21 protein-coding genes are annotated in these 24,501 nt (G+C 59.8%); 16 read left to right on the top strand and 5 right to left on the bottom strand.

Features of this window, described 5'->3' with window-relative positions:
* Window positions 1-11 precede the first annotated feature (11 nt).
* The 3 genes from F8N44_RS00195 to F8N44_RS00185 all read left to right on the top strand — a co-directional run bounded on the left by F8N44_RS00195 (window position 12) and on the right by F8N44_RS00185 (window position 7,269).
* Window positions 12-5,909: an Hpt domain-containing protein gene (locus F8N44_RS00195; protein ID WP_150648889.1), complete on the top strand. Its 5,898-nt coding sequence runs from the start codon at window positions 12-14 to the stop codon at window positions 5,907-5,909.
* A complete protein-coding gene (locus tag F8N44_RS00190; RefSeq protein WP_150648888.1) occupies window positions 5,902-6,372 on the top strand; it encodes a chemotaxis protein CheW in 471 nt (156 codons plus the stop codon). Before F8N44_RS00195 ends, F8N44_RS00190 begins: the two co-directional genes overlap by 8 nt.
* 531 nt (window positions 6,373-6,903) lie before the next feature.
* A complete protein-coding gene (locus tag F8N44_RS00185; protein WP_150648887.1) occupies window positions 6,904-7,269 on the top strand; it encodes a DUF6124 family protein in 366 nt (121 codons plus the stop codon).
* Between the two features lie 424 nt (window positions 7,270-7,693).
* Here F8N44_RS00185 and F8N44_RS00180 read toward each other — a convergent pair whose 3' ends face one another.
* The gene (locus F8N44_RS00180) at window positions 7,694-8,038 is read right to left on the bottom strand and encodes a hypothetical protein (protein WP_150648886.1); all 345 of its coding nucleotides are present in this window, start codon (window positions 8,036-8,038) and stop codon (window positions 7,694-7,696) included.
* 387 nt (window positions 8,039-8,425) lie between these two features.
* Between F8N44_RS00180 and mdcA the strand changes: the two genes are divergently transcribed.
* The 9 genes from mdcA (at window position 8,426) to madM (ending at window position 15,672) form a co-directional block, all read left to right on the top strand.
* Complete coding sequence (gene mdcA, locus F8N44_RS00175; protein ID WP_007913685.1) at window positions 8,426-10,096, top strand: malonate decarboxylase subunit alpha; 1,671 nt, start codon at window positions 8,426-8,428, stop codon at window positions 10,094-10,096.
* A complete protein-coding gene (locus F8N44_RS00170) occupies window positions 10,096-10,968 on the top strand; it encodes a triphosphoribosyl-dephospho-CoA synthase (protein WP_150648885.1) in 873 nt (290 codons plus the stop codon). Before mdcA ends, F8N44_RS00170 begins: the two co-directional genes overlap by 1 nt.
* Complete coding sequence (locus F8N44_RS00165) at window positions 10,968-11,267, top strand: malonate decarboxylase subunit delta (RefSeq protein ID WP_007913697.1); 300 nt, start codon at window positions 10,968-10,970, stop codon at window positions 11,265-11,267. Before F8N44_RS00170 ends, F8N44_RS00165 begins: the two co-directional genes overlap by 1 nt.
* The gene (locus tag F8N44_RS00160) at window positions 11,260-12,111 is read left to right on the top strand and encodes a biotin-independent malonate decarboxylase subunit beta (protein ID WP_150648884.1); all 852 of its coding nucleotides are present in this window, start codon (window positions 11,260-11,262) and stop codon (window positions 12,109-12,111) included. Before F8N44_RS00165 ends, F8N44_RS00160 begins: the two co-directional genes overlap by 8 nt.
* Window positions 12,108-12,893, top strand: a complete 786-nt coding sequence (gene mdcE, locus F8N44_RS00155; protein ID WP_150648883.1) for a biotin-independent malonate decarboxylase subunit gamma — start codon at window positions 12,108-12,110, stop codon at window positions 12,891-12,893. The genes F8N44_RS00160 and mdcE overlap by 4 nt, the downstream gene beginning before the upstream one ends.
* Window positions 12,887-13,507, top strand: a complete 621-nt coding sequence (locus F8N44_RS00150; protein WP_150648882.1) for a malonate decarboxylase holo-ACP synthase — start codon at window positions 12,887-12,889, stop codon at window positions 13,505-13,507. The genes mdcE and F8N44_RS00150 overlap by 7 nt, the downstream gene beginning before the upstream one ends.
* A complete protein-coding gene (gene mdcH / locus F8N44_RS00145; RefSeq protein ID WP_150648881.1) occupies window positions 13,504-14,424 on the top strand; it encodes a malonate decarboxylase subunit epsilon in 921 nt (306 codons plus the stop codon). Before F8N44_RS00150 ends, mdcH begins: the two co-directional genes overlap by 4 nt.
* A 65-nt stretch (window positions 14,425-14,489) precedes the next feature.
* The gene (madL, locus tag F8N44_RS00140) at window positions 14,490-14,906 is read left to right on the top strand and encodes a malonate transporter subunit MadL (protein WP_038358777.1); all 417 of its coding nucleotides are present in this window, start codon (window positions 14,490-14,492) and stop codon (window positions 14,904-14,906) included.
* A gap of 1 nt (window position 14,907) precedes the next feature.
* Window positions 14,908-15,672 (top strand): malonate transporter subunit MadM, encoded by a 765-nt coding sequence (gene madM, locus F8N44_RS00135; RefSeq protein WP_064388097.1) that lies wholly within the window; start codon window positions 14,908-14,910, stop codon window positions 15,670-15,672.
* Between the two features lie 190 nt (window positions 15,673-15,862).
* On the opposite strand, the gene F8N44_RS00130 is transcribed toward madM, so the two are convergent.
* A complete protein-coding gene (locus F8N44_RS00130) occupies window positions 15,863-16,783 on the bottom strand; it encodes a LysR substrate-binding domain-containing protein (RefSeq protein WP_150648880.1) in 921 nt (306 codons plus the stop codon).
* A 141-nt stretch (window positions 16,784-16,924) separates the two neighbouring features.
* Here F8N44_RS00130 and trhA point away from each other — a divergent pair, with 141 nt between their 5' ends.
* Entirely contained in the window at window positions 16,925-17,542 is a 618-nt protein-coding gene (gene trhA / locus F8N44_RS00125; protein ID WP_007913708.1) for a PAQR family membrane homeostasis protein TrhA, read from the top strand.
* A 175-nt stretch (window positions 17,543-17,717) separates the two neighbouring features.
* On the opposite strand, the gene F8N44_RS00120 is transcribed toward trhA, so the two are convergent.
* Window positions 17,718-18,437 (bottom strand): 16S rRNA (uracil(1498)-N(3))-methyltransferase, encoded by a 720-nt coding sequence (locus F8N44_RS00120; RefSeq protein ID WP_007913710.1) that lies wholly within the window; start codon window positions 18,435-18,437, stop codon window positions 17,718-17,720.
* A gap of 143 nt (window positions 18,438-18,580) precedes the next feature.
* A complete protein-coding gene (locus tag F8N44_RS00115; RefSeq protein ID WP_007913711.1) occupies window positions 18,581-19,987 on the bottom strand; it encodes an adenosylmethionine--8-amino-7-oxononanoate transaminase in 1,407 nt (468 codons plus the stop codon).
* Between the two features lie 222 nt (window positions 19,988-20,209).
* Between F8N44_RS00115 and F8N44_RS00110 the strand changes: the two genes are divergently transcribed.
* Entirely contained in the window at window positions 20,210-21,979 is a 1,770-nt protein-coding gene (locus F8N44_RS00110; protein WP_150648879.1) for a flavin monoamine oxidase family protein, read from the top strand.
* 371 nt (window positions 21,980-22,350) lie between these two features.
* Here F8N44_RS00110 and F8N44_RS00105 read toward each other — a convergent pair whose 3' ends face one another.
* The gene (locus F8N44_RS00105; protein ID WP_150648878.1) at window positions 22,351-22,848 is read right to left on the bottom strand and encodes a hypothetical protein; all 498 of its coding nucleotides are present in this window, start codon (window positions 22,846-22,848) and stop codon (window positions 22,351-22,353) included.
* 323 nt (window positions 22,849-23,171) lie between these two features.
* Between F8N44_RS00105 and F8N44_RS00100 the strand changes: the two genes are divergently transcribed.
* Together F8N44_RS00100 and F8N44_RS00095 are read left to right on the top strand one after the other, a co-directional pair.
* Complete coding sequence (locus F8N44_RS00100; RefSeq protein WP_150648877.1) at window positions 23,172-23,723, top strand: cytochrome b; 552 nt, start codon at window positions 23,172-23,174, stop codon at window positions 23,721-23,723.
* 31 nt (window positions 23,724-23,754) lie between these two features.
* The gene (locus F8N44_RS00095) at window positions 23,755-24,330 is read left to right on the top strand and encodes a YceI family protein (RefSeq protein WP_007913714.1); all 576 of its coding nucleotides are present in this window, start codon (window positions 23,755-23,757) and stop codon (window positions 24,328-24,330) included.
* The last annotated feature ends 171 nt before the right edge of the window (window positions 24,331-24,501 follow it).

Here is a 24,501-nt window from a genome sequence, read left to right as displayed (position 1 = left end):
TTGGAGTGGTTATGGGTGATCGGCACGACTACGTGGCCCTCGAATGGGTCAAAGGCGAAATTGCCGAAACGCTGAGGCTGGCGCATCAGGCGATTGAAGCCGTGCTCGATGATCCGCAGGCCTTTCCCGGGCTGGACGAGTGTCTGGATTACATCCATCAGGTTCACGGCAGCCTGCAGATGGTCGAATTCTACGGCGCAGCCTTGCTCGCCGAAGAAATGGAGCATCTGGTCGAAGCCTTGCAGCACGAGCGCGTCAGCTATCGCGACGAAGCGCTGCACTTGTTGCTGCAAGCCCTTGGGCAACTGCCGATCTACCTCGACCGCGTGCAGAGCGCCCGGCGTGATTTGCCGCTGGTGGTGTTGCCGCTGATCAACGATCTGCGCAGCGCCCGTGGCGAAAGCCTGCTCTCGGAAACCAGTCTGTTCAGCCCGCAACTGCCCGAGCTGGCGCCATTGAACGTGCAAGCGCTGGCGTTGCTGGAACCGGCAGAACTGCCGAACGTGCTGCGCAAATTACGGCAGATGCTGCAAATGGCTTTGGTCGGTTTGCTGCGCGAACAGGATGACCAGACGCATCTCGACTATCTGGCGAAAGTCTTCACCCGCCTCGAAGCACTGAGCGGTGATGCGCCCCTGAGCCCGTTGTGGCAAGTCGCTTCGGCGCTGGTCGAAGGCATGCGCGAAGGCGTGATCGCCAACAGTCCGGCGCTGCGCAGCTTGTTCAAGGACGCCGACAAAGAACTCAAACGCCTGCTCGATCAGGGCATGGCCGGCCTCAACCAGCCGCCACCGGCGGAGCTGCTGAAAAGCCTGTTGTTCTATATTGCCAAAGCCGAACATCCCACCGGGCAGATGCTGACCATGAAAGATCGCTACTCCCTGGACGACGCGTTGCCCGACAGCGCGATGGTCGACGAAGAACGCGCACGCCTGGCCGGCCCCGACCGCGATGCGATGCGTTCGGTGCTGGCGGCATTGTGTGAAGAACTGGTGCGGGTCAAGGAACGCCTCGACCTGTTCGTGCGCAGCGACCGCCAGCACACTTCGGATCTGGAAAGCCTGCTGGCGCCTTTGCGGCAAATCGCCGACACCCTCGCCGTGCTCGGTTTCGGCCAGCCGCGCAAAGTCATCATCGATCAATTGGCCGTGGTACTGAGCCTTGCCCAAGGCCAGCGCGAACCGAATGACGCGATCCTGATGGACGTTGCCGGTGCGCTGCTCTACGTCGAAGCGACGCTGGCCGGCATGGTCGGCACCGTCGAACCGGAAAGCCCGGAAGACGCGCGCCTGCCGACCACCGACCTGACGCAGATCCATCAGATCGTCATCAAGGAAGCACGCATCTGCCTGCAACAGGCCAAGGACATGATCGTCGACTACATCGACGCCGATTGGGATCGCCAGCACCTGCAACCGCTGCCGGCGCTGCTGACTCAGGTGCGCGGTGCGCTGGCGATGATTCCGCTGAATCGCGCGGCGAGTCTGGTCGAGGCCTGCAATGGTTTTATCCGCGAGCATTTGCTGCTCGATCCGCACGAGCCGGGCTGGGAACAACTGGATCATCTGGCCGATGTCATCAGCAGCCTCGAGTACTACCTCGAACGATTGAGCGATGACCCGCAGGCAGCGGGCGAACAGCTGCTGGATGTTGCGCAGAAATCCCTCGCCAGTCTGGGTTTCTTTCCAAATGAGCCGCATGTGCCCGTGCTCGACGACGTGCTCAGCCCCAGCGAAGCGCTGGTGATGCAGGACATGCAGGCGCTCGACGATCCGGAAACCGTACAGTCGCTGGCCGACGTTCTGGCCAGCCCGGTTTCGGCGCTCAACCCGCCGGCCCTGATTACTCCCGGCAGCCTGATGCCGCCGCCGGCAGATGAAGAGCCGGTCGACGATGAACTGCGCGAAGTGTTCCTCGAAGAAACCGATGAGGTCCTCGAAGTTCTCCACGAATACCTGCCGCGCTGGATCGCCAATTCGCAGGATCGCGACGCGCTGACTGAACTGCGCCGCGCCTTCCACACTTTGAAGGGCAGCGGGCGCATGGTTCGCGCGCTGATCCTCGGTGAACTGGCGTGGTCGGTGGAAAACCTGCTCAACCGTGTGCTCGAACAAAGTGTCGAACCCGGCTCGGTGGTGCCACAACTGCTCACCGACACGGTGCTGTTGCTGCCGGAACTGATCAACGAATTCGCCACCAACAGCCAGCGTCAGCGCAGCGATGTCGATCAACTCGCTGCCCGCGCGCATGCCTTGGCCAAGGGTGATGAACCGCTAGCGGCCGAAGACGTCGACGATGTCGCGGCGCTCGATCCGTTGTTGCTGGAGATCTTCCGTAACGAAGCGGAAACCCACCTGGCCAGTCTCAATCGTTTTCTCGATCAGGCCGCCGAGCATGTGCCGTTGCAAGCCAGTGACGAGTTGCAACGCGCCCTGCACACGCTCAAGGGCAGTGCGTCGATGGCTGGCGTATTGCCGATTGCCGAACTCGCTGCACCGCTCGATCAACTGGCCCGAGAGTTCAAGGCGCACCAGTTGCCGCTGGACCTCGACGAAGTGGAATTGCTGCTTGAAGCCGAGGGGCTGTTCCGCGTCGGCTTGCGTCAGCTCAAGCATGATCCGCTGGCACCGATTGTCGGCGCGCAGTCGCTGATCAAACGCTCGGGAACCCTGCTCGCCGAGCGTCTGGCGTCGATCCTCGATGCGCCCAATACCGGCCTGCGGATCAAGCGCGATCCGCGACTGATCAACAACTTTCTCGCTCAAGGCATGGATATCCTGCTGGATGCTGAGAGCCTGCTACAGCGCTGGCAGCAACACCCCGGCGAGCGTCAGGAACTCAGCGCCTTGCTGGATGAACTGACCACCCTTGGCGAAGGCGCGCATTTGGCGGATTTGCTGCCGGTGGATGTGTTGTGCGAAGCCTTGCTCGATCTCTACGGCGCCGTGGAAGAAAGCAGCCTGGCGGTCAGCGAGCAGTTTTTCCAGGAAGCGCAGAACGCCCATGAAGCGCTGATCAACATGCTCGACGAACTGGCCGCCGGGCAGGAAGTCACGCCACAGCCAGAGCGGATTCGTGCCTTGCATGATCTGCTCGATGAGAGTCTCGATCCGTCGTCGATGGGCCTGATTCGCAGCGATGGCAGCCGTACTTTGAGCATCCGTGAACTGGGCAACGCCACTGCTGAGTTGCAGCAAAAGGCAACGGCGCTTGAACCCGATGACGAGATCGTCGAGATCTTCCTTGAAGAGGCCGTGGACATTCTCGACAGTTCCGGCCAAGCCCTGCAGCGCTGGCTGAGCGACCCGGACAACGTTGCGCCACTGTCCTCGTTGCAGCGCGATTTGCATACGCTCAAGGGTGGCGCGCGGATGGCCGAAGTCGAGGCCATTGGCGATCTGGCCCAGGAGCTGGAAAGCCTTTACGAAGGTCTGGTCGATCGTCGCTTCAACTACAGCGAAACCTTGAGGCGTCTGCTGCTCAAGAGTCATGAGCGTTTGGCGCTGCTGCTTGAACAACTGCAACAACATCAGCCACTGACCCCGGCGCAGGATTTGATCGAAACCCTGCGTCAAGTGCGTCAAGGCCAGGCCGTCAGCGAAACGCCCCAGCCAGCGGCCGATCATGACAGCGCTGGCCACGACCCGGAGTTGCTGGAAATCTTCCTCGAAGAAGGTTTCGACATCATCGAAAACTCCGGCGCCGCGCTGCTGCGCTGGCAGGCCGAGCCTGGCAATCGTCAGGAAGTGGAAACCCTGCTGCGCGATCTGCACACCCTCAAGGGCGGCGCGCGAATGGTCGAAATCGGCCCGATCGGCGACCTCGCCCATGAGCTGGAATACCTTTACGAAAGCCTTTCCAGCGGCGCGTTGCAGCCATCGACGGAACTGTTTGCGCTGGTGCAGCGTGGGCATGATCGCTTGGCGCAAATGCTCGATGGCGTGCGCGCCGGACAACCGTGTCCACCGGCCGATCGGCTGATCAACGCGATTCAGAATTTCAGTCATCCGGTGACGGTAGAAACGCCGCCAGTGCCACCTGTGCCGGTCAAAACTGACGCGGCGCCGCCGGCTGCCGACGCTGGTGCGGACATGGTCAAGGTCTCCGCCGAACTGCTCGACGAGTTGGTCAATCTGGCCGGGGAAACCTCGATCTTCCGGGGCCGTATCGAACAGCAAGTCAACGATGCACAGATTGCCCTGAACGAGATGGAAACCACCATCGAACGCATGCGTGATCAGTTGCGCCGGCTCGATACTGAAACCCAAGGGCGGATTCTCAGCCGTCAGCAAGTCGATGCCGAACGCCTCGGCTACGAAGAATTCGATCCGTTGGAAATGGATCGCCATTCGCAGTTGCAGCAACTGTCGCGGGCGCTGTTCGAATCCGCCTCCGACTTGCTCGATCTCAAGGAAACCCTCGACCGCCGCAATCACGACGCCGAGAACCTGTTGCAGCAACAGGGCCGCATCAACACCGAATTGCAGGAAGGCCTGATGCGCACGCGCATGGTGCCGTTCGAGCGCATGTTGCCGCGCCTCAAACGCATCGTCCGTCAGGTCGCTGAAGAGCTGAACAAAGACGTCGCGTTTGTCGTCGGCAACGCCGAAGGCGAGATGGATCGCAACGTGCTGGAACGCATGGCCGCGCCGTTGGAACACATGCTGCGCAACGCCGTCGACCATGGTCTGGAGTCTGCCGAAGTGCGGCTGGCGGCGGGTAAACCGGCGCAGGGCACGATAAGCCTCGACCTGTCGCGCGAGGGCGGCGACATTGTTTTCGACATTCGCGATGACGGCGCCGGGGTGCCGCTGGAAGCCGTGCGCAAGAAGGCAATCAAGCGCGGCATGCTCGCGCCGGAAGCCGAGATCAGCGACCGCGACGTGTTGCAGTTCATTCTTCAGCCGGGGTTTTCCACGGCGGAAAAGATCACCCAGATTTCCGGACGCGGCGTCGGCATGGACGTGGTCCACGAAGAAGTGCGGCAACTCGGCGGCAGCATGAGCATCGACTCGGTGCCGGGGCAGGGTGTGCATTTCCGCATTCGGCTGCCGTTCACCGTGTCGGTCAACCGCGCGTTGATGGTGCAGTGTGGCGAGGATCAATATGCGATTCCGCTGAACACCATCGAAGGCATCGTCCGCGTGCTGCCGAATGATCTGGAAGCGCACTTCCGGGTTGATCCGCCGCGTTACCAGTACGGCGGCCAGACCTATGAACTGTGCTATCTCGGCGAACTGCTGAAGACCGCGCCACGGCCGAAACTGCTCGGCCAGAACTTGCCATTGCCGGTGCTGCTGGTGCACTACAACGACCGGCGCATCGCGGTGCTGGTCGATACCATGGCCGGCACCCGCGAGATCGTAGTCAAGAGCCTCGGCGCGCAATTCGCAGCGGTGCAGGGCGTGTCCGGGGCGACGATTCTCGGCGATGGCCGGGTGGTGCTGATTCTCGATCTGCTCGCGCCGATCCGCGCGATGCAGGCGCGGGTTGCACAGCCGCCGTCACTGCCGGAGATCGACAGCGAACCGCACAAACCGCTGCTGGTGATGGTGGTCGACGACTCGGTCACCGTGCGCAAGGTCACCAGCCGTTTGCTCGAACGTCACGGCATGAACGTGCTCACGGCCAAGGACGGTGTCGACGCGATGCTGCTGCTCGAAGAGCACATGCCCGACCTGATGCTGCTCGACATCGAAATGCCGCGCATGGACGGCTTCGAAGTCGCCACCCAGGTGCGCAATGACGAACGCCTGCAACACCTGCCGATCATCATGATCACCTCACGCACCGGGCAGAAACACCGCGACCGCGCCATGGCGATTGGCGTCAACGACTACCTCGGCAAGCCGTATCAAGAGTCGGTGCTGCTTGAAAGCATTGCCCAGTGGAGCAAGAAACATGCATGAGCGCCGGCATAATCAGCGCAGCAGCCAACTCACTGGTCTGTTGTTGCCGTTGGCGGATCGCAATTTGATCCTGCCTAACGTTGCTGTCGCTGAGTTGATTGATTACCAGGCCAGCGCCTTCGATCTGGACACGCCGCCGTGGTATCTGGGGCGCGTGAAGTGGCGTGAGCGGCAGATTCCGTTGCTGAGTTTTGAATCGGCGTGCGGGCAGAAAATCGTCATTGGCGAGCGCGCGCGGATCGTGATTCTCAATGCGCTGGGTGGATTGCCGGAGTTGAAGTTCATTGCGCTGCTGGTGCAGGGAATTCCGCGCTCTTACAAGCTTGATAGTCAGTTGAGTTATGTCGATGTGCCGTTGTGTGCGCTGGAGCAGGCGGCGGTGCAGGTCGGGGAGCAGGTGGCGAAGGTGCCGGATTTGTTGGGGCTGGAGAAGTTGTTGGTGGAGGCGGGGCTCGTTCACTGATCCAAGATTTGCGGTGACCAGACTGGACTCTTCGCGAGCAAGCTCGCTCCCACAGTAGGTTTATGTCGTATACAAAATCTGCGATCTCTGGAGATTTCCTGTGGGAGCGAGCCTGCTCGCGAAAGCGCCAGTCGCCACACCTCAATCCGACAGACAAATCCTCAATCTCTGTGAGTAATAAACACCATTTAGCTCAGCCGTTTAAAGACACCCGGTGTTACGGCTCCCTAGCCTACAAATCCTTGCGCCGCTGCCTACGCATGCACCAGAATCCGCCGGCTTGTGCGCCTTTGGCATGCTGCGTAACTTGATTCCGTCACTGATTTCCAGTGATCGGGTTTAGCAGCCCGTGGTTAATCTAAGGGTGCACATACATCATCGTCAGGCTCAGCGCCTGCATTCGATGGCGGCTGTGCGCAGGGCGCTTCGGCGCGCCGGCTTCCTTAGGTTCCCCGGTCTGCTAACCTGCGTTCAGCTGCCACCCCTTCTTTTAGCAGAGAAGCGGTTCCAGCTTAATTTCGGAACCTGAAGATGATTAAACCTACGCCTAACCCTCCGCTCACCGACCCGGCATCCCCCTACGAATCCCCCGACTCAAAGAAATTCCACGAAGCCGCCGAACGCGCCCTCGACCATTACCTTGGCCCGACCAACGCCGATCTGATGGCCACGCCTTACACCCCCAACACGCTGTACATGGCCAACCCCAATGCCGACACCCAATCCCTGCTGGCTGACGCCAGCGAAACCCTCGGGTCGGCTACGGTGATGCTCAACAACCATGCGGCAATGGTGGAAGGTACGCACCGCAAGACTGTGCAAGGAATTGCGCAGGTGGTGATGGTGGCGGAGATGGCGGTCAACCGTTTGTTGGACAGGTTGGTGCCCACTGACTGATCCATTGGTCACGGATGATCGTTCCCACGCAGAGCGTGGGAACGATCATCGGCGGAGTTATCCAGACCTTGCGCTGCTTCGGCTGGCCTCTTCGCGAGCAAGCTCGCTCCCACAGTGGGCTTATCTCGGACACAAAATCTGCGATCTCTGGAGATCTCCTGTGGGAGCGAGCCTGCTCGCGAAGGCGTCAGTTGCATTTACCAAATTCCTAAATGGTGGCCCACAGATTGACCCAGTATTACTCGATGATTTGCCGACTTTGATGACCATTTCGCGTAGAGCGTTAGAACGATTATCGGCAGACGGATCGAGCCTCTACGGTGACTTTGCGGACGAATAACCCGCTGACACTTGGTTGTGGCGTGCTCTAACTGAATGTGTGCAGCGGGCCATGTCGGATTTTGGTGAAGTAAAAATTTCAGGCTTACTGGCACGACTTGTAGGTAAGTTTGCCGTTACAGTTATTCAAGCCCTCGTTAAGAATGGTTTGTACCGAAACGCTTTCTTTGTTGTGTACTGAAATAGGGACTTCTTTAGCGTTCATGTTATGCGGGATGCTGGAGTCCATGCCTTTGCTGCCGCAGTCAGCTTCTATTGTGCAAATAGCAGCCCCTCCTGCGTAATATTTCGTAAGTGTGATTAGCGTGCATGTCTGGGCAGCACTTGTGGCATCCCACAATTGTTTACATCCTGGATCGATCTCTGCAAATGCGGTATTGGTGCCAGTCACCGATATTGCCGCCATAATTAATATCTCAAATTTTGTCATTTTAATAACTCCATTTTAATTACTTGGATTCTGCTTCTGAGCAACCTGCTACAGCAGCATCATTACCTTTTTAAGTAGGTGGGCCAACTGTCATAAATGACAGGTTCTAATAATAAAAAGAGATAAAAGTGCGCAAGGATATATGATCTGGATTGCGACTTTGGACCGGTCTCAGGTAATCACTTACATATGTTTGGGTATTATTCTAAAAGACCTGGATGTGCCGAGGTGATCAAGTCATCAGCACATTAGAGCTTTCGTCGTGCTGAGTACTGCGCCGAGATTCAACCGTTACTTTGAGCGTAACGATTCACCACCTAGCTTGATTGATGCCCCCACCCCACACGCCTACCTTAGCTCCACGACAGCGAACCCCGTGGAGTGAGCATGACAACAACAATTTCCCCCGACTCGCGCTGGACGCGGCGGCGCGATGAGAAGCAGCGCCGCCTCGACAAAGTGCGCGGGTTGGCCGACGGTGTGGTGTTGCCCACCGACAAGATCGTCGCCGCGCTCGAAGCGCTGATTCATCCCGGCGACCGTGTGGTACTCGAGGGCAACAACCAGAAGCAGGCGGATTTCCTTTCGCGCTCGCTGGCCAAAGCCGACCCGGAAAAGCTCCACGACCTGCACATGATCATGCCCAGCGTCGGTCGCTCCGAGCACCTCGACCTGTTTGAACGCGGCATCGCTCGCAAGCTTGATTTCTCCTTCGCCGGCACCCAGAGCCTGCGCATCAGCCAATTGCTCGAAGACGGCCTGCTGGAAGTCGGCGCGATCCACACCTACATCGAACTCTACGCCCGACTGGTGGTGGACCTGATCCCCAATGTCGTGCTCTCGGCCGGGTTTATGGCCGACCGCGCCGGTAACATCTACACCGGCCCCAGTACCGAAGACACCCCGGCACTGATCGAACCGGCGGCGTTCAGCGACGGCATCGTCATCGTCCAGGTCAACCAATTGGTCGACGACGTCAGCGAGCTCCCTCGCGTGGACATCCCCGCGTCATGGGTCGATTTCGTCGTGGTTGCCGACAAGCCGTTCTACATCGAACCGCTGTTCACCCGCGATCCACGTCACATCAAGCCTGTGCACGTGCTGATGGCGATGATGGCGATTCGCGGGATCTACGAAAAACACAACGTGCAGTCGCTCAACCACGGCATCGGTTTCAACACCGCCGCCATCGAATTGATCCTGCCGACCTACGGCGAATCCCTCGGCCTCAAAGGCAAGATCTGCCGCAACTGGACGCTCAACCCGCACCCGACGCTGATCCCGGCGATCGAGAGCGGTTGGGTCGAAAGCGTGCATTGTTTCGGCACCGAACTGGGCATGGAAAACTACATCGCCGCGCGCCCGGACGTGTTCTTCACCGGCCGCGACGGTTCGCTGCGTTCCAACCGGATGTTCTGCCAACTCGCCGGGCAGTACGCGGTGGATCTGTTCATCGGCGCGACGTTGCAGGTCGACGGCGACGGGCATTCCTCGACCGTAACCCGTGGTCGCCTCGCCGGTTTCGGCGGTGCGCCGAACATGGGCCACGACCCGCGCGGTCGGCGTCACGGCACCCCGGCGTGGCTGGATATGCGTCATGACGATTCGCAGCAACCGATGCTCGAACGCGGCAAAAAGCTTGTGGTGCAAATGGTCGAGACCTTCCAGGAGGGCGGCAAACCGACCTTCGTCGAAACCCTCGACGCCGTGGAAGTGGCGAAGAAAAGCGGCATGCCGCTGGCGCCGATCATGATTTACGGCGACGACGTCACCCACCTGCTCACCGAAGAAGGCATCGCTTACCTGTACAAGGCACGCTCGCTGGAAGAGCGTCAGGCGATGATCGCCGCGGTTGCCGGCGTCACCGCCATCGGCCTGCGCCACAACCCGAAAGACACCGAACGCATGCGCCGTGAAGGCCTGATCGCCTTGCCCGAAGACCTCGGCATCCGCCGCACCGACGCCACCCGCGAACTGCTCGCGGCGAAGAGCGTGGCCGATCTGGTCGAGTGGTCCGGCGGCCTGTACAACCCGCCCGCCAAATTCAGGAGCTGGTAATGCACGCATTTAACCTGCAAGCGAAACCGCTGTCCCTGGCTGATCGATTGGCCGATCTGGCGGTGGACGCCTTGATCGACGAAGCGGACCTGTCGCCGAAACCGGCGCTGGTCGACCGTCGCGGCAATGGCGCGCACACCGATCTGCACCTGGGGCTGATGCACGCTTCGGCGCTGTCGTTGTGGCCGGCGTTCAAGGAAATGGCTGAGGCGGCGGTTGCTATCGGCGAAGTCGATTTAACGTTGCGCGAAGCGATTGGCCGTATCGGTCGTGAAGGCGAGCAAGCCATGCTCACGACCACCAACGGCGTGAACACGCATCGTGGGGCGATCTGGGCCTTGGGATTATTGGTGACCGCCGCTGCGCTGGAGCCGCAATCTTCCAGCGCCAACGCCGTAACCCTGCGCGCCGCACGTCTGGCCTTGCTGGATGATCGCCACGCACCCAAACCGTTGAGCCACGGCGCCCAAGTCGCCCTGCGTTTCGGCGCACGCGGTGCTCGTGAAGAAGCGCAACTCGGCTTCCCTTCGGTGCTGCAACGCGGTCTGCCACAACTCAAACGCAGCCGTGCCCAAGCAAGCGGCGAACAGAACGCCCGGCTCGACGCCTTGCTCGCAATCATGACGAATCTGGCCGACACCTGCGTGCTCTACCGCGCCGGTGAAGAGGGCCTGCACGCCATGCAGTCCGGCGCGCAAGCGGTGCTCGATGCCGGTGGCAGCGTCAGCCTCAGCGGTCGCCGCCGGCTGCACGAACTGGATCAACAACTCATCGCATTGAATGCCTCGCCCGGTGGCGCCGCCGACTTGCTCGCCGCCACGCTGCTGCTCGACCGTATCGAGCGCGACGGCATCCTTCAGGGAGCGTTTTGATGGAAACCCTATCGTTTGAATTCCCCGCCGGGCAGCCGCCACGCGGTCGTGCGCTGGTCGGTTGTGTTGGCTCGGGTGATCTGGAAGTGCTGATCGAACCGGGCCTGGCCGGCAAGCTGACGATCAATGTGCAGACCTCGGTCAACGGCGCGCAGCTGCGTTGGCAGCATTTGTTTGCGCGGATGTTCGACGGCACCACGCCACCGGCGATGGCCATCGATATCCACGATTTCGGCGCGACGCCGGGGGTGGTGCGCTTGCGTCTGGAACAAGGTTTCGAGGAGATCGGCCATGACTGACAGCGCCGCGTTGCTCAACAAACACAGCTTCGTCGAACTCGGCGCGCGGCAACGGGCGAAAGCCTTGCTCGATGCCGGCAGTTTTCGCGAATTGCTCGACCCGTTTCAACGGGTCATGTCGCCGTGGCTGGAACGCCAAGGCGTGGTGCCGCAGGCCGATGACGGCGTGGTGATCGCTAAGGGCAGTCTTGATGGTTTGCCGGTGGTGATTGCCGCGATTGAAGGTGCATTTCAGGGCGGCAGCCTTGGCGAAGTCGGCGGGGCGAAGATTGCCGGCGCGCTTGAGCTGGCGGCTGAAGACAACCGCAAAGGCATCCCGACCCGCGCGGTGCTGCTGCTGGAAACCGGTGGTGTGCGCTTGCAGGAAGCCAATCTTGGGTTGGCGGCGATTGCTGATATTCATGCGGCGATTGTCGATTTGCAGCAGTACCAACCGGTGGTTGGCGTGGTCGCGGGTAGCGTTGGATGCTTTGGTGGCATGTCGATTGCGGCGGCGCTGTGCAGCTATTTGCTGGTGACTCAGGAAGCTCGCCTCGGTTTGAACGGCCCGCAAGTGATTGAGCAGGAAGCCGGGATCGAAGAGTACGACTCGCGCGACCGGCCGTTCATTTGGAGTCTGACCGGTGGCGAGCAGCGGTTCGCCAGTGGTCTGGTGGATCGTTATGTCGCCGATGACGTGGCGAAGATTCGTCAGCAGGTCGGTGAATTACTGCAGCAGGGTTTGCCGACACAGCCACGCAGCCAGCGCGCCGAATGGTTTCTGCAACGCCTCGGCAGTCTGAACACTGACCCGCAAATCGAACCGTCGGTGGTTCGCGATCTGTATCAAGGAGAGCGCTCATGAGCGGTTATTCATTGCGCGGTTTGAACTGGTTCAACGCCTTGAGCGCGGGCGCTGTCGCGGTCGAAGGGCTGCCGGCCTCGTTGAAGGTTGCTGACGGTGAGCTCGGGCGTTTTATCGCTGTGGTGGCTGATCCGGACAATCGTTTCCCGCGCGCTCGCAATGGCGAAGTCGGTTTGCTCGAAGGCTGGGGCCTGGCCAAGGCTGTGGATGATGCGATCAGCGCTGACCGCGATAAAGCGCAGAAGCGCCCGATCATCGCCATCGTCGATGTGCCGAGCCAGGCTTATGGTCGGCGCGAAGAAGCGCTCGGCATTCATCAGGCTCTGGCCGGTGCGGCGGACAGTTATGCCCGCGCACGGTTGGCCGGGCATCCGGTGATTGCGTTGCTGGTCGGTAAGGCAATGTCCGGGGCGTTTCTGGCGCATGGTTATCAGGCCAATCGTTTGATCGCGCTGCGTGATCCGGGGGTGATGGTGCATGCGATGGGCAAGGCTTCGGCGGCGCGGGTGACGTTGCGCAGTGTTGAAGAGTTGGAAGCGCTGGCCGCCAGCGTGCCGCCGATGGCCTATGACATCGACAGTTATGCGAGTCTCGGATTGCTCTGGGAAACCCTGTCGGTGGAGCAGATTGAACAACCGACGGCAGAGGATCTATCACGGGTTAACGAATGCCTCAAACAGGCCATCAGCGATATCTCCAGCACTGATCTGAGCAATCGCCTCGGCGCGAAAAATCGTGCTGCCTCCAGCCGTGTGCGCGAATTGCTGAGGGCGCAGTGGTGAACACGCCTCTGGCCCACGATCTGCTCTGGGGCATGACCCCGGCGCAGTTGCCGGCGGATGCGCCGTTGTGGGCAATCGAGTCGCTGGCCGCCGGACAACCGGTGGTGGTGCGGCGGGCGTTGAGCGATGAGGGTTCTATCGCGGTCGGCGTGCGCGGTGTGTTGCGCGAGCAGCGGTTGGCGGCGTTTATGGCGGTCGATTCGATTGCCTGTCGCGTCAGTCCCGAAGCGCTTTGTCACGTGGACAGCGAGCGCGATCTGCCGGTCATGCACGCGCTCAAACAACTGCGGCCGATGCTCGATGACTGCGGTTGGGTCTGGGGTGTCAGTGGCAGTGTCGGGTTTGAATTGGCCAGTGGTTTTAAAGTGATGCACGCGGCCAGTGATCTCGATCTGATTCTGCGTACACCGCAACTGATCTCGCGTAATCAGGCTCGTAAATTCGTAGCGATTTTTGATCAAGCCGAGTGCCGGATCGACCTGCAGTTGCAGACGCCGTTCGGTGCGGTCGCATTGCGCGAGTGGGCCAGCGGATCGGCACGCGTGCTGCTGAAAAACGAGTATCAGGCCTGTTTGGTGACTGACCCGTGGAACCCGCAGGAGCAGGCAGCGTGAGCAGTCTGCTGGTGTTCCCCGGCCAGGGTGCGCAGCAAGCGGGCATGCTGCAGCGTTTGCCTCGGGAATCGTTGGTCGAGGCCAGTGATGTGCTCGGTGAAGATGTATCGCTGCTGGATTCCAGCGCAGCGTTGCGCACGACAAGGGCGGTTCAGCTATGCCTGCTGATCGCCGGAGTCGCTGCTTCGCGGCAGTTGTTGCAGGACGGACTGACGGCGGACTACGTCGCCGGCCTGTCCATCGGCGCTTACCCGGCAGCAGTGGTTGCCGGCGCTTTGAGCTTCAGCGATGCGTTGCATCTGGTCAGCCTGCGCGGTGAGTTGATGCAACAGGCTTATCCACAAGGCTACGGCATGACCGCGATCATCGGCCTGCAATTATCCACAGTCGAAACGTTGCTGGCGCAGGTGCACAGCGAAGATTCGCCGGTGTATCTGGCCAACATCAACGCCGACAATCAGGTGGTGATTGCCGGCAGTGACAAGGCCATGCAAGCGGTGGCTGAACTGGCGCGCAGTCGTGGCGCCGGTCTGGCAAAACGTCTGGCGGTAAGCGTGCCGTCGCACTGCCCGCTGCTGGAAAAACCGGCGCAAACCCTCGCCGAAGCCTTCGCCAAGGTCGAACTGAAAACCGCGAAAATCGCTTACCTGAGCGGCAGCCGCGCACGTCCTGTGAGCAAAGTAGAAGCCCTGCGCGACGACCTCGCCTTCAACATGTGCCGCGTGGTGGATTGGCGCGGCACCGTGCAAAGCGCCTACGAGCGCGGCGTACGTTTACAGATCGAACTGCCGCCCGGTGCGGTGCTGACCGGGCTGGCGCGCCGGGTGTTCGAGCAAGGCACGGTCACTGCCTTCGACAGTGCTCGCCTCGACACCTTGCAGGCGCTGTTGCGTGAGGAGGGTGGCCGCCAACCTTAAAACCGCCGACTCAAGCTTCGAACAACAAAAACAACATTCGACGATGCACTTTGAGGACTACAACAATGATTATTTACGGTGTGGCGCTGCTCGCGATCTGTACGCTGGCAGGGGTGATCATGGGTGACATGCTCGGCGTGTTGTTGGGCGTCAAATCCAATGTCGGCGGGGTCGGCATCGCCATGATCCTGTTGATCTGCGCGCGGTTGTGGATGCAGAAACGCGGCGGCATGACCAAGGAATGCGAGATGGGCGTCGGCTTCTGGGGCGCGATGTACATTCCGGTGGTGGTGGCGATGGCTGCGCAACAGAACGTTGTCACTGCGCTGCACGGTGGCCCGGTGGCGGTGCTGGCGGCAATCGGTTCGGTGGTGGTTTGTGGCTGCACGATTGCCTTGATCAGCCGCACGCATAAAGGCGAGCCATTGCCTGATGAACCGGCGGAAATTTCCCCGGTCGGCACGCCAGTAGGAGGTCGCTGATATGTGGGATCTCATCGAGAAAGGTCTGGAACATAACGGGCTGGTTACTGCCTTCGCTTTTGTCGGCGTGATCATGTGGGTGTCGGTGGTTCTGTCCAAACGCCTGACGTTCGGACGCATTCACGGTTCGGCGATTGCCATTGTTATTGGGCTGGTATTGGCGTGGGTCGGCGGCACCATGACCGGCGGCCAGAAAGGTCTGGCGGACCTGACGTTGTTCTCTGGCATCGGCCTGATGGGCGGGGCGATGCTGCGTGACTTTGCGATTGTCGCCACGGCGTTTGAAGTGCAGGCGACCGAGGCGAAGAAGGCGGGGATGATTGGTGTGATTGCCTTGCTGCTGGGCACGATCCTGCCGTTCATTGTCGGCGCGTGCATGGCCTGGGCGTTCGGTTATCGCGATGCGGTGAGCATGACCACCATTGGCGCGGGTGCGGTGACTTACATTGTTGGGCCAGTGACTGGCGCGGCGATTGGCGCGACCTCGGATGTAATGGCGCTGTCGATTGCCACCGGGTTGATCAAGGCGATTCTGGTGATGGTCGGCACGCCGGTGGCGGCGCGCTGGATGGGGTTGGACAACCCGCGTTCGGCGATGGTGTTTGGTGGCTTGGCCGGGACGGTGAGTGGGGTGACCGCCGGGCTGGCGGCGACGGATCGGCGGTTGGTGCCTTATGGGGCGTTGACGGCTACGTTCCACACCGGGCTTGGGTGCTTGCTGGGGCCATCGCTGTTGTTCTTCATCGTTCGCGGGATTGTGGGCTGAAGATCAAAAGCCCCTCACCCTAGCCCTCTCCCGGGGGGAGAGGGGACTGACCGAGTTGGATGTTGGAGGTACGCCGACCTGAAATTCCTGAGTCGAACTCAGGTCTTGAAACCCACGAAGATCTGCTCCCTTTCCCCCTCGCCCCCTTGGGGGAGAGGGCTGGGGTGAGGGGGTTGCTCTTGATCTTGATCTAAACCCCAGCCTGCCGATTGGCATACATCCGACACTCCGCCAACAATGCCAACAAATTCGGATCCCTCTCCTTGGCCTTCAAAAACACCACCCCAATGTGTTGCTGCAACCGATACTTCTCCTGCAGCGGAATCAGCTTCACCCGGTTCTCATACACCGCCGCAATCCTTCCCGGCAGCAACGCATAACCCACCCCCGAACTGACCATACTCAGCAGCGTGAAAATATCATTCACCTGCATCGCCACCTTCGGCTCGAACCCCGCCTGCTTGAACACCCGGTTACCGTCCTGATGGGTCGCGAAGCCCTGAGTCAGGGTGATGAAGGTTTCATCGCGCACTTCGGCCAGATCCACTTCATTGCGCTGGGCGAACTTTGAATCTGCCGGGGTGGCGAGGAAGATGTCGTCGGAGAACAGCGCAATCTGCTCGCAGTCCGGGTCGTTGATGCTGTCGTCCAGCGACACCAGAATCGCGTCGACCTCCATATTTTTCAGCTTGTAGAGCAGGTCGATGTTCGAGCCGAGGATCAGGTCGATATTGAGTTCGCTGCGGCGGATTTTCAGGCCCATGATCAGTTGCGGCACGGTTTTCACTGTCAGCGAATACAGCGAGCCAAGCTTGAAGCGTTCAGCGGAGAACCCGGCCGCTTCGCGGGTCAGGCGCACGCTTTCGACGACGTCGTTGATCAGCTTCTGCGCGCGTTCTTCCAGCACATAAGCGCTTTCCAGCGGTGTCAGGTTGCGGCCTTCGTGTTTGAACAGCGGGCAGCGCAGGGCGCTTTCCAGTGAATGAATCGCGCGGTGCACGCTGACGTTGCTGGTCTGCAACTCGGCAGCAGCGCGGGCGAGGTTGCCGGTGCGCATGAAAGCGAGGAACACCTCGAGTTTTTTCAGGGTCAATTCTTCGTCGATCAGCATGGCGCGGACTCTTTTTGGTATCGGCCGATTGTGCCCAATTACCACGACGTGTGCAGGCTGGTGTTGAACAGAAACATTGCGCTTTTACGCTCAAGGCCCGAGCCTTGCGCGCTGCGGTAACGAATGTGAGGTGAGCAATACATGTATCACGGAGAACGATTGAACGCCTGGACCCATCTGGTCGGGGCGGTGGCGGCTTTTGTTGGCGGCGTGTGGATGTTGGTGATTGCCTGTCTGGATGGCAGCCCGTGGAAGATTGTCAGTGTGGCGATTTACGCGTTTACCTTGCTGGTGCTCTACAGCGCCTCGACCGTGTACCACAGCGTGCGCGGGCGCAAGAAAGCGATCATGAAGAAGGTTGATCACTTTTCGATCTACCTGCTGATTGCCGGCAGCTACACGCCGTTCTGCCTGGTGACCCTGCGCGGGCCGTGGGGCTGGACGTTGTTCGGGATTGTCTGGGGACTGGCGCTGATCGGTATTCTGCAAGAGATCAAACCGCGTTCGGAGGCGCGGATTCTGTCGATCGTGATTTACGCGGTGATGGGCTGGATTGTATTGGTGGCGGTCAAGCCGCTGATTGCGGCGCTGGGTACGACAGGTTTTGCCTGGCTGGCGTCGGGCGGGGTTTTGTATACGGTGGGGATTATCTTTTTTGCCTTGGATCACCGGCTGCGGCATGCGCACGGGATCTGGCATTTGTTCGTGATTGCCGGGAGCTTGCTGCACTTTGTGGCGATCTTGTTTTATGTCCTGTAAATGCAATCACTGTGGGAGCGAGCCTGCTCGCGAAGGCGTCAGTCCAGCTGATGCTGATGTTGGCTGATACACCGCTTTCGCGAGCAGGCTCGCTCCCACAGTAGATATCCAGTGAACACAACATTTGTGCGAACTCAGGATCTCTTGTGGGAGCTGGCTTGCCAGCGATGAGGCCTTAGAAATCACCCCAAAGCTGCTGGGCCACCGCCAGTGCAACCACCGGCGCAGTCTCGGTACGCAACACGCGTGGGCCGAGGCGGGCGGCGTGGAAACCGTTGCCTTTGGCTTGCTCGACTTCGGCGTCCGTCAAACCGCCCTCAGGCCCGATCAAGAACGCCAAAGTTGCCGGTTTGGCATGACTCACCAATGGTTCCGCCACCGGATGCAAAACCAATTTCAACTCGGCTTCGGTCTGCTTGATCCAGTCCGCCAGCAATACCGGCGGATGAATTACCGGCACCCGCGAACGCCCACATTGCTCGCAAGCGCTGATCGCCACCTGACGCCAGTGCAGCAGGCGTTTGTCGGCGCGTTCGTCCTTGAGGCGGACTTCGCAGCGATCACTGAAGATCGGCGTGATTTCATTCACGCCCAGCTCGGTGGCTTTCTGAATCGCCCAATCCATCCGCTCGCCACGGGACAAGCCCTGGCCGAGGTGGATGTGCAGCGGCGACTCGACCTGGCCGGCGAATTGCTCGTCGATCTGCACGGTCACGCGCTTCTTGCCGACTTCCAGCAGAGCGCCGCGAAACTCATGCCCGGAGCCGTCGAACAACTGCACCGCATCGCCCTCGGCCATGCGCAGCACGCGGCTGATGTAATGCGCCTGGGCCTCCGGCAATTCGTGTTCGCCGGTGCTCAGGGGGGCGTCGATAAAGAAGCGGGACAGTCTCATTTCGGGTCTCTGGAAAGATGTGAATCAGGTGGATCGGTGTCGACTTCATTCGCGAGCAGGCTCGCTCCCACAGTTGAAATGCATTCCCCTGTGGGAGCGAGCCTGCTCGCGAAAGCGGCAGTTCAGGCGCCACAAATTTTGGATCAGCCTGGATCGCGGAACCCCGGGTGGAAGTCTTTTGGCACGGCGACGCTGACGCTGTCACGGGTGGCAATGTCGATGCCTTCGCTAGCCACTTCGGCGAGGAAGTCGATCTGCTCCGGGGTGATCACGTACGGTGGCAGGAAATACACCACGCTACCGAGCGGGCGCAGCAACGCGCCACGCTCCAGCGCATGCTGGAACACCTTCAAACCACGACGCTCCTGCCAAGGGTAGGCCTCTTTGGTGGCTTTATCCTTGACCATCTCGATGGCCAGGACCATGCCGGTCTGACGCACTTCGGAGACGTTCGGGTGATCGACCAGATGCGCCGTCGCCGAGGCCATGCGCTGGGCCAGGGCCTTGTTGTTCTCGATAACGTTGTCCTGCTCGAAGATATCCAGCGTTGCCAGTGCCGCCGCGCACGCCAGCGGGTTGCCGGTGTAGCTGTGCGAATGGAGGAAGGCGCGCAGGGTTGGATAGTCGTCGTAGAACGCGCTGTAGACCTCGTCGGTGGTCAGGCACGCGGCCAGCGGCAGGTAGCCGCCGGTCAGGGCTTTCGACAAGCAAAGGAAGTCCGGACGAATGCCAGCCTGTTCACAGGCAAACATGGTTCCGGTGCGACCAAAGCCAACGGCGATTTCGTCGAGGATCAGATGCACGCCGTAACGGTCGCAGGCCTCGCGCAGCAGCTTGAGATAAACCGGGTGATACATGCGCATGCCGCCAGCGCCCTGAATCAGCGGCTCGACGATCACTGCCGCGACGCTGTCATGGTTCTCGGCCAAGGTCTGTTCCATGGCGGCGAACATATTGCGCGAGTGTTCTTCCCAGCTCATGCCTTCGGGGCGCCCGTAGCAATCCGGGCTCGGCACTTTGATGGTGTCCATCAGCAGCGCTTTGTAGGTTTCAGTGAACAGCGGCACGTCGCCGACCGCCATCGCTGCCATGGTTTCACCGTGGTAGCTGTTGGTCAGGGTGACGAAGCGCTTCTTGTTCGGTTGGCCGCGATTGAGCCAGTAATGAAAGCTCATTTTCAGCGCGACTTCGATGCAGGACGAACCGTTATCGGCGTAGAACACCCGGTTCAGGCCTTCCGGCGTCATCTTAACCAGGCGCTCGGACAGCTCGATAACCGGTTGATGGCTGAAGCCGGCCAGAATCACATGCTCCAACTGATCGACTTGATCCTTGATGCGCTGGTTGATGCGCGGGTTGGCGTGGCCGAACACGTTGACCCACCACGAGCTGACCGCGTCGAGGTAGCGCTTGCCTTCGAAGTCTTCAAGCCAGACGCCTTCTCCGCGCTTGATCGGGATCAGCGGCAGCTGTTCGTGGTCTTTCATCTGGGTGCAGGGATGCCACAACACCGCGAGGTCGCGTTGCATCCACTGGTTATTCAGGCCCATTTACAGTCTCCTCGAGGCGGCTCGCGACAAGCGCGGGCAAACAATCGCGCAAGCCTATGCAATGCATCGCGCGGGAACAACCCATTGTGTCGATTGAGCTACTTTGTATGAGCCGATAGACGTCGCTGGCGGCGTTTTGATGGCTAACGTATTCTTCGCGGTTCTTTGGGTCGTCTGACCCGCACAACTGCTTTTTTCTGTGGTATTTCCGGAGTTCGCTGAATGTCTGTCGGTTGGCTGCGCGCCTGTGCGCTGGTGATGTTGGGGCTGTTCAGCGTTACGGCGCTGGCCAAGGATAAAACTGCAATCGTGATCGGTGGTGGCCTGTCGGGCCTGACCGCTGCTTATGAGCTGCAAAACAAGGGCTGGCAGGTCACGCTGCTGGAAGCCAAGCCGAGCCTGGGCGGTCGCTCCGGTATGGCCACCAGCGAGTGGATCGGCAACGACAAGACGCAGCCAGTGCTGAACAAGTACGTGTCGACCTTCAAACTCGGCACCACGCCAGCGCCAGAGTTCGTGCGGACCCCGGGCTACCTGATCGACGGCGAGTATTTCTCCGCCGCCGATCTGGCAACCAAGCAGCCGGCCACCGCCGATGCCTTGAAGCGCTATCAGAAAACCCTCGATGATCTGGCGCGTTCGATCGACGATCCGCAGAACCCGGCGGCGACCAGCACCCTGCACGCGCTGGACCAGATCACCGTATCGAGCTGGCTCGACAAGCAGAACCTGCCGGCCACCGCGCGTCAGTTGATCAACCAGGACATCCGCACCCACTACGACGAGCCTTCGCGTCTGTCGCTGCTGTACTTCGCGCAGCAGAACCGCGTCTATCGCGGCATCTCCGACCGTGACCTGCGCGCTTCGCGTCTGGTCGGCGGCAGCCAGGTGCTGGCGCAGGCGTTCGTCAAACAGATCAAAACCATCAAGACCAACTCGCCGGTGTCGGCGATCAATCAGGACAAGGACGGCGTGACCGTCAAGGTCGGCAGCGTTGGCTATCAGGCTGACTACGTTGTGCTGGCCGTGCCATTGCGTGCGCTGAACAAGATTGCCCTGACCCCGGCACTGGATGCCCAGCATCTGGCGGCGATCAAGGGCACCAACTACGGTTGGCGCGACCAGATCATGTTGAAGTTCAAAACGCCCGTGTGGGAAAGCAAGGCGCGCATGTCCGGCGAGATTTATAGCAACACCGGTCTTGGCATGCTCTGGATTGAACCTGCGCTGAAGGGCGGCGCCAACGTGGTGATCAACCTGTCCGGCGACAACGCTCGCGTGATGCAGGCGTTCGGCGACAAGCAGATGGTCGATCAGGTGCTGATCCGTCTGCACGCCTTTTATCCACAGGCCCGTGGTTCGTTCACCGGTTATGAAATCCGTCGCTACAGCACCGACCCGTCGATGGGCGGCGCGTACCTGGCTTACGGCCCAGGCCAGATCAGCAAGTTCTGGCGCCTGTGGGAACGTCCGCTGCAACGCGTGACGTTCGCTGGCGAACACACCGACACCTTGTACCCGGGCACGCTGGAAGGCGCACTGCGCACCGGTCAGCGTGCGGCCAGCCAGGTTGAAGATCTGGCGGCGGGCAAATCGTTCGAACCAGCAAAAGTGGTACCGGCCGCAGCAGCGGCAGGCGCGGCGGGTGCCGTGGCGGCGAAGAAGGGCAACTTCTTCAGCAACCTGTTTGGCGGTTCGGATGACGAGAAGAAGCCTGAGCCTGTGAAAGCGCCAGAGCCGACTCCTGCTCCGGTAGCTCCAGCGCCTGCGCCAACCCCGGCACCCGCGCCAGCTCCGGTGGAAGCACCGAAACCAGCGACCCCGGTGAAAGCTGAACCGGCGAAGAAAGCAGCGGCCAAGCCAGCGGCAAAGAAGCCGGCTGCGAAAACCGAGGCGAAAAAACCTGCGGCCAAACCGGCAGCAAAAAAGGCTGAACCGGCGAAGAAACCAGCAGCCAAGCCGGCAGCCACTACTGAGACCAAGGCGCAGTAAGCCTTTGCTTCAATAAAAAACGCGGCCATACGGGCCGCGTTTTTTTTGCTGGAAGCGCGCACTTCAATCCTGCCCGGTGCAGTCTCAAGGCTTACCTTTGCGCAGGACACTTCCCACAAAACAATCAGAACGAAACGATAGCGGGTGCTTGATCTCCAACTTTATGCTTGAAGAAATTGGAGGCGCGTGATGAAAAGGCTAACGGCAATACTTCTGTTGATGACACTTTCTGGTTGTGCCAATGAGCGTTTCTTTCCTGGGGGTTATGGCGCTGAACTTGCTCATCAATGCAAGATAGATCCATATAGCGCGGATTGCTTGCAGCCGCCGGCGGTGTTCACCAACTAATCAATAAAACTAACTAACGCTTGTTAAAAGTCCCATTTGAAGAACTCCGTGCCGTTCGGTAATTTTCGGAGCCATCGTTGCTTGGGTTTTCGAATGCGCCCGGGGACAAAACCGAAGCGGGCCCAGCGCAGATTCCCGTTGCGCTGATCGTAGATTACCAGGTTGCCATCGTCCTGAAGCGTCATGTACGTGTTGTACCAGAGCGATTTGTCGAGGCTGTGAGTGCTTTCAGCAATCCACAGGCGCCGTCTGGAAGGATCGTAGAGAAAGCCGTTGTTGCTGATGACAAATTGCAGTGGCTCACGCATCTTTTTTGGATGCAAAGTTAAACTGTAAGGCTGATGGTTATCGGCGATCCACACTACTGCTTCACCTTCTTTGATCAGCAGATCTCCATCGGCCTGCAATATAAGGCGGAATTGGCCGTTCTCGGATTGCAGATATTGGCCTGGGGTCAAGGTTTGGTTTGGCGGTAACTCGGAAGTTCCACTTGCTTGAAATGGGGTGTAACGAAGAGCCATGTTGTTCACCGTTTCAAAGAATGATTGAGTCATCATTTGATCAGGTACAGACGTACAACCAGCGATACATAGTTATCGATTGAGAATTTCTCTGGCGACGACTTTCCTGCGATCGCCATCTGCTCCGTGGAGCGCCGGATCAGCCAGCGAGAATCGAGCACCATGGTCCGAGCGCTGTGCGGAAAAACCGCCTTTAATCTTTCCTTAACACGTCACTTCCAGACTCTTGATCGTATTTCTCGATATTTCAAAGCAAAATTTTCCGCTTTAATTCGATAGATAACTCGCTAGTCTTGGTTCGCAGTTCTCACAGGATTTGGGCAATGCAGCTACGTAACTCTTCTTCGCGCTATGGTTGGGTCAGCATCTTCATGCACTGGGGCGTGGCGCTGGTGGTCTTCGGGCTGTTCGCGCTGGGCTTGTGGATGGTCGGGCTGGATTACTACAGCAGCTGGCGCAAAGAGGCGCCGGATCTGCACAAGAGCATCGGTCTGGTGCTGTTGGGTCTGATGGTGTTGCGGGTGCTGTGGCGCTTTATCAGCCCACCGCCGCCGCCGCTGCAAAGCTACAGCCGCATGACCCGTATCGGCGCCAAATTCGGCCACGGGTTTCTGTACGTTGCGCTGTTCGCTGTGATGCTTGCCGGTTACCTGATTTCCACCGCAGACGGTGTCGGGATCCCGGTGTTTGGCCTGTTTGAAGTTCCTGCACTGGTTTCCGGGCTACCGGATCAGGCAGATACCGCTGGGGTGATTCATCTGTGGCTGGCGTGGGCACTGGTAATTTTTTCCGGTCTCCATGCGTTGGCAGCATTGAAGCACCACTTTATCGATCGTGATGCGACCCTGACGCGAATGCTCGGTCGCAAAGCCTGAAATTCAACCTCGACTCAAAGGAAAAGAAAGCATGTTGAAAAAGACTCTGGCCGCTCTGGCAATCGGTTCTGCACTGCTCTCGGCCCAGGCCATGGCAGCGGACTACAAAATCGACAAGGAAGGTCAGCACGCCTTCGTTGACTGGAAAATCAGCCACCTGGGTTACAGCTTCATCCACGGTACTTTCAAAGATTTCGACGGTACGTTCTCGTGGGATTCGGCCAAGCCTGAAGCCAGCAAGATCTCGGTTGATGTGAAAACCGCCAGCCTGTGGTCCAACCACGCTGAGCGTGACAAGCACATCGCCAGCAAAGATTTCCTCGACGTGGGCAAGTTTGCTGACGCCAAGTTCGTCTCCACCGCCGTTAAGTCGACCGGTGAAAAGACGGCTGACGTGACCGGCGACCTGACCCTGCACGGCGTGACCAAGCCTGTGACCTTCAAGGCCACGTTCAACGGCGAAGGCAAGGATCCATGGGGCGGCGAGCGTGCTGGCTTCAACGCCAAGACCACCCTGAACCTGAACGATTTCGGGATCAAGGGCCCAGGTCCTACCTCGCAAACTGCGGATCTGGACATCTCGCTGGAAGGCGTGAAGGTTAAGTAACTTTCGCCCCGACAGACAAAAACGCCCCCGGTTGAAAGACCGGGGGCGTTTTTTATTGTCCGTCACACACATCCCCTGTGGGAGCGAGCCTGCTCGCGAAGGCGGCGGGTCAGTCAGCAATGATGTTGGCTGAATGACCGCTTTCGCGAGCAGGCTCGCTCCCACAGTGGG

This window comes from Pseudomonas fluorescens (assembly GCF_902497745.1).
GTDB classification, from domain to species: domain Bacteria; phylum Pseudomonadota; class Gammaproteobacteria; order Pseudomonadales; family Pseudomonadaceae; genus Aquipseudomonas; species Aquipseudomonas fluorescens_BM.
The sequence above is the reverse complement of the archived record's forward strand: the minus strand, read 5'-3'. Positions and strand labels throughout refer to the sequence as shown.

Bases quoted from the DNA above. Each gene is read 5' to 3' on its own strand.
- F8N44_RS00195 (WP_150648889.1), top strand. From the start codon at position 12: ATGGGTGATCGGCACGACTACGTGGCCCTCGAATGGGTCAAAGGCGAA.
- F8N44_RS00190 (WP_150648888.1), top strand. From the start codon at position 5,902: ATGCATGAGCGCCGGCATAATCAGCGCAGCAGCCAACTCACTGGTCTG.
- F8N44_RS00185 (WP_150648887.1), top strand. From the start codon at position 6,904: ATGATTAAACCTACGCCTAACCCTCCGCTCACCGACCCGGCATCCCCC.
- F8N44_RS00180 (WP_150648886.1), bottom strand. From the start codon at position 8,038: ATGACAAAATTTGAGATATTAATTATGGCGGCAATATCGGTGACTGGC.
- mdcA (WP_007913685.1), top strand. From the start codon at position 8,426: ATGACAACAACAATTTCCCCCGACTCGCGCTGGACGCGGCGGCGCGAT.
- F8N44_RS00170 (WP_150648885.1), top strand. From the start codon at position 10,096: ATGCACGCATTTAACCTGCAAGCGAAACCGCTGTCCCTGGCTGATCGA.
- F8N44_RS00165 (WP_007913697.1), top strand. From the start codon at position 10,968: ATGGAAACCCTATCGTTTGAATTCCCCGCCGGGCAGCCGCCACGCGGT.
- F8N44_RS00160 (WP_150648884.1), top strand. From the start codon at position 11,260: ATGACTGACAGCGCCGCGTTGCTCAACAAACACAGCTTCGTCGAACTC.
- mdcE (WP_150648883.1), top strand. From the start codon at position 12,108: ATGAGCGGTTATTCATTGCGCGGTTTGAACTGGTTCAACGCCTTGAGC.
- madL (WP_038358777.1), top strand. From the start codon at position 14,490: ATGATTATTTACGGTGTGGCGCTGCTCGCGATCTGTACGCTGGCAGGG.
- madM (WP_064388097.1), top strand. From the start codon at position 14,908: ATGTGGGATCTCATCGAGAAAGGTCTGGAACATAACGGGCTGGTTACT.
- F8N44_RS00130 (WP_150648880.1), bottom strand. From the start codon at position 16,783: ATGCTGATCGACGAAGAATTGACCCTGAAAAAACTCGAGGTGTTCCTC.
- trhA (WP_007913708.1), top strand. From the start codon at position 16,925: ATGTATCACGGAGAACGATTGAACGCCTGGACCCATCTGGTCGGGGCG.
- F8N44_RS00120 (WP_007913710.1), bottom strand. From the start codon at position 18,437: ATGAGACTGTCCCGCTTCTTTATCGACGCCCCCCTGAGCACCGGCGAA.
- F8N44_RS00115 (WP_007913711.1), bottom strand. From the start codon at position 19,987: ATGGGCCTGAATAACCAGTGGATGCAACGCGACCTCGCGGTGTTGTGG.
- F8N44_RS00110 (WP_150648879.1), top strand. From the start codon at position 20,210: ATGTCTGTCGGTTGGCTGCGCGCCTGTGCGCTGGTGATGTTGGGGCTG.
- F8N44_RS00105 (WP_150648878.1), bottom strand. From the start codon at position 22,848: ATGGCTCTTCGTTACACCCCATTTCAAGCAAGTGGAACTTCCGAGTTA.
- F8N44_RS00100 (WP_150648877.1), top strand. From the start codon at position 23,172: ATGCAGCTACGTAACTCTTCTTCGCGCTATGGTTGGGTCAGCATCTTC.
- F8N44_RS00095 (WP_007913714.1), top strand. From the start codon at position 23,755: ATGTTGAAAAAGACTCTGGCCGCTCTGGCAATCGGTTCTGCACTGCTC.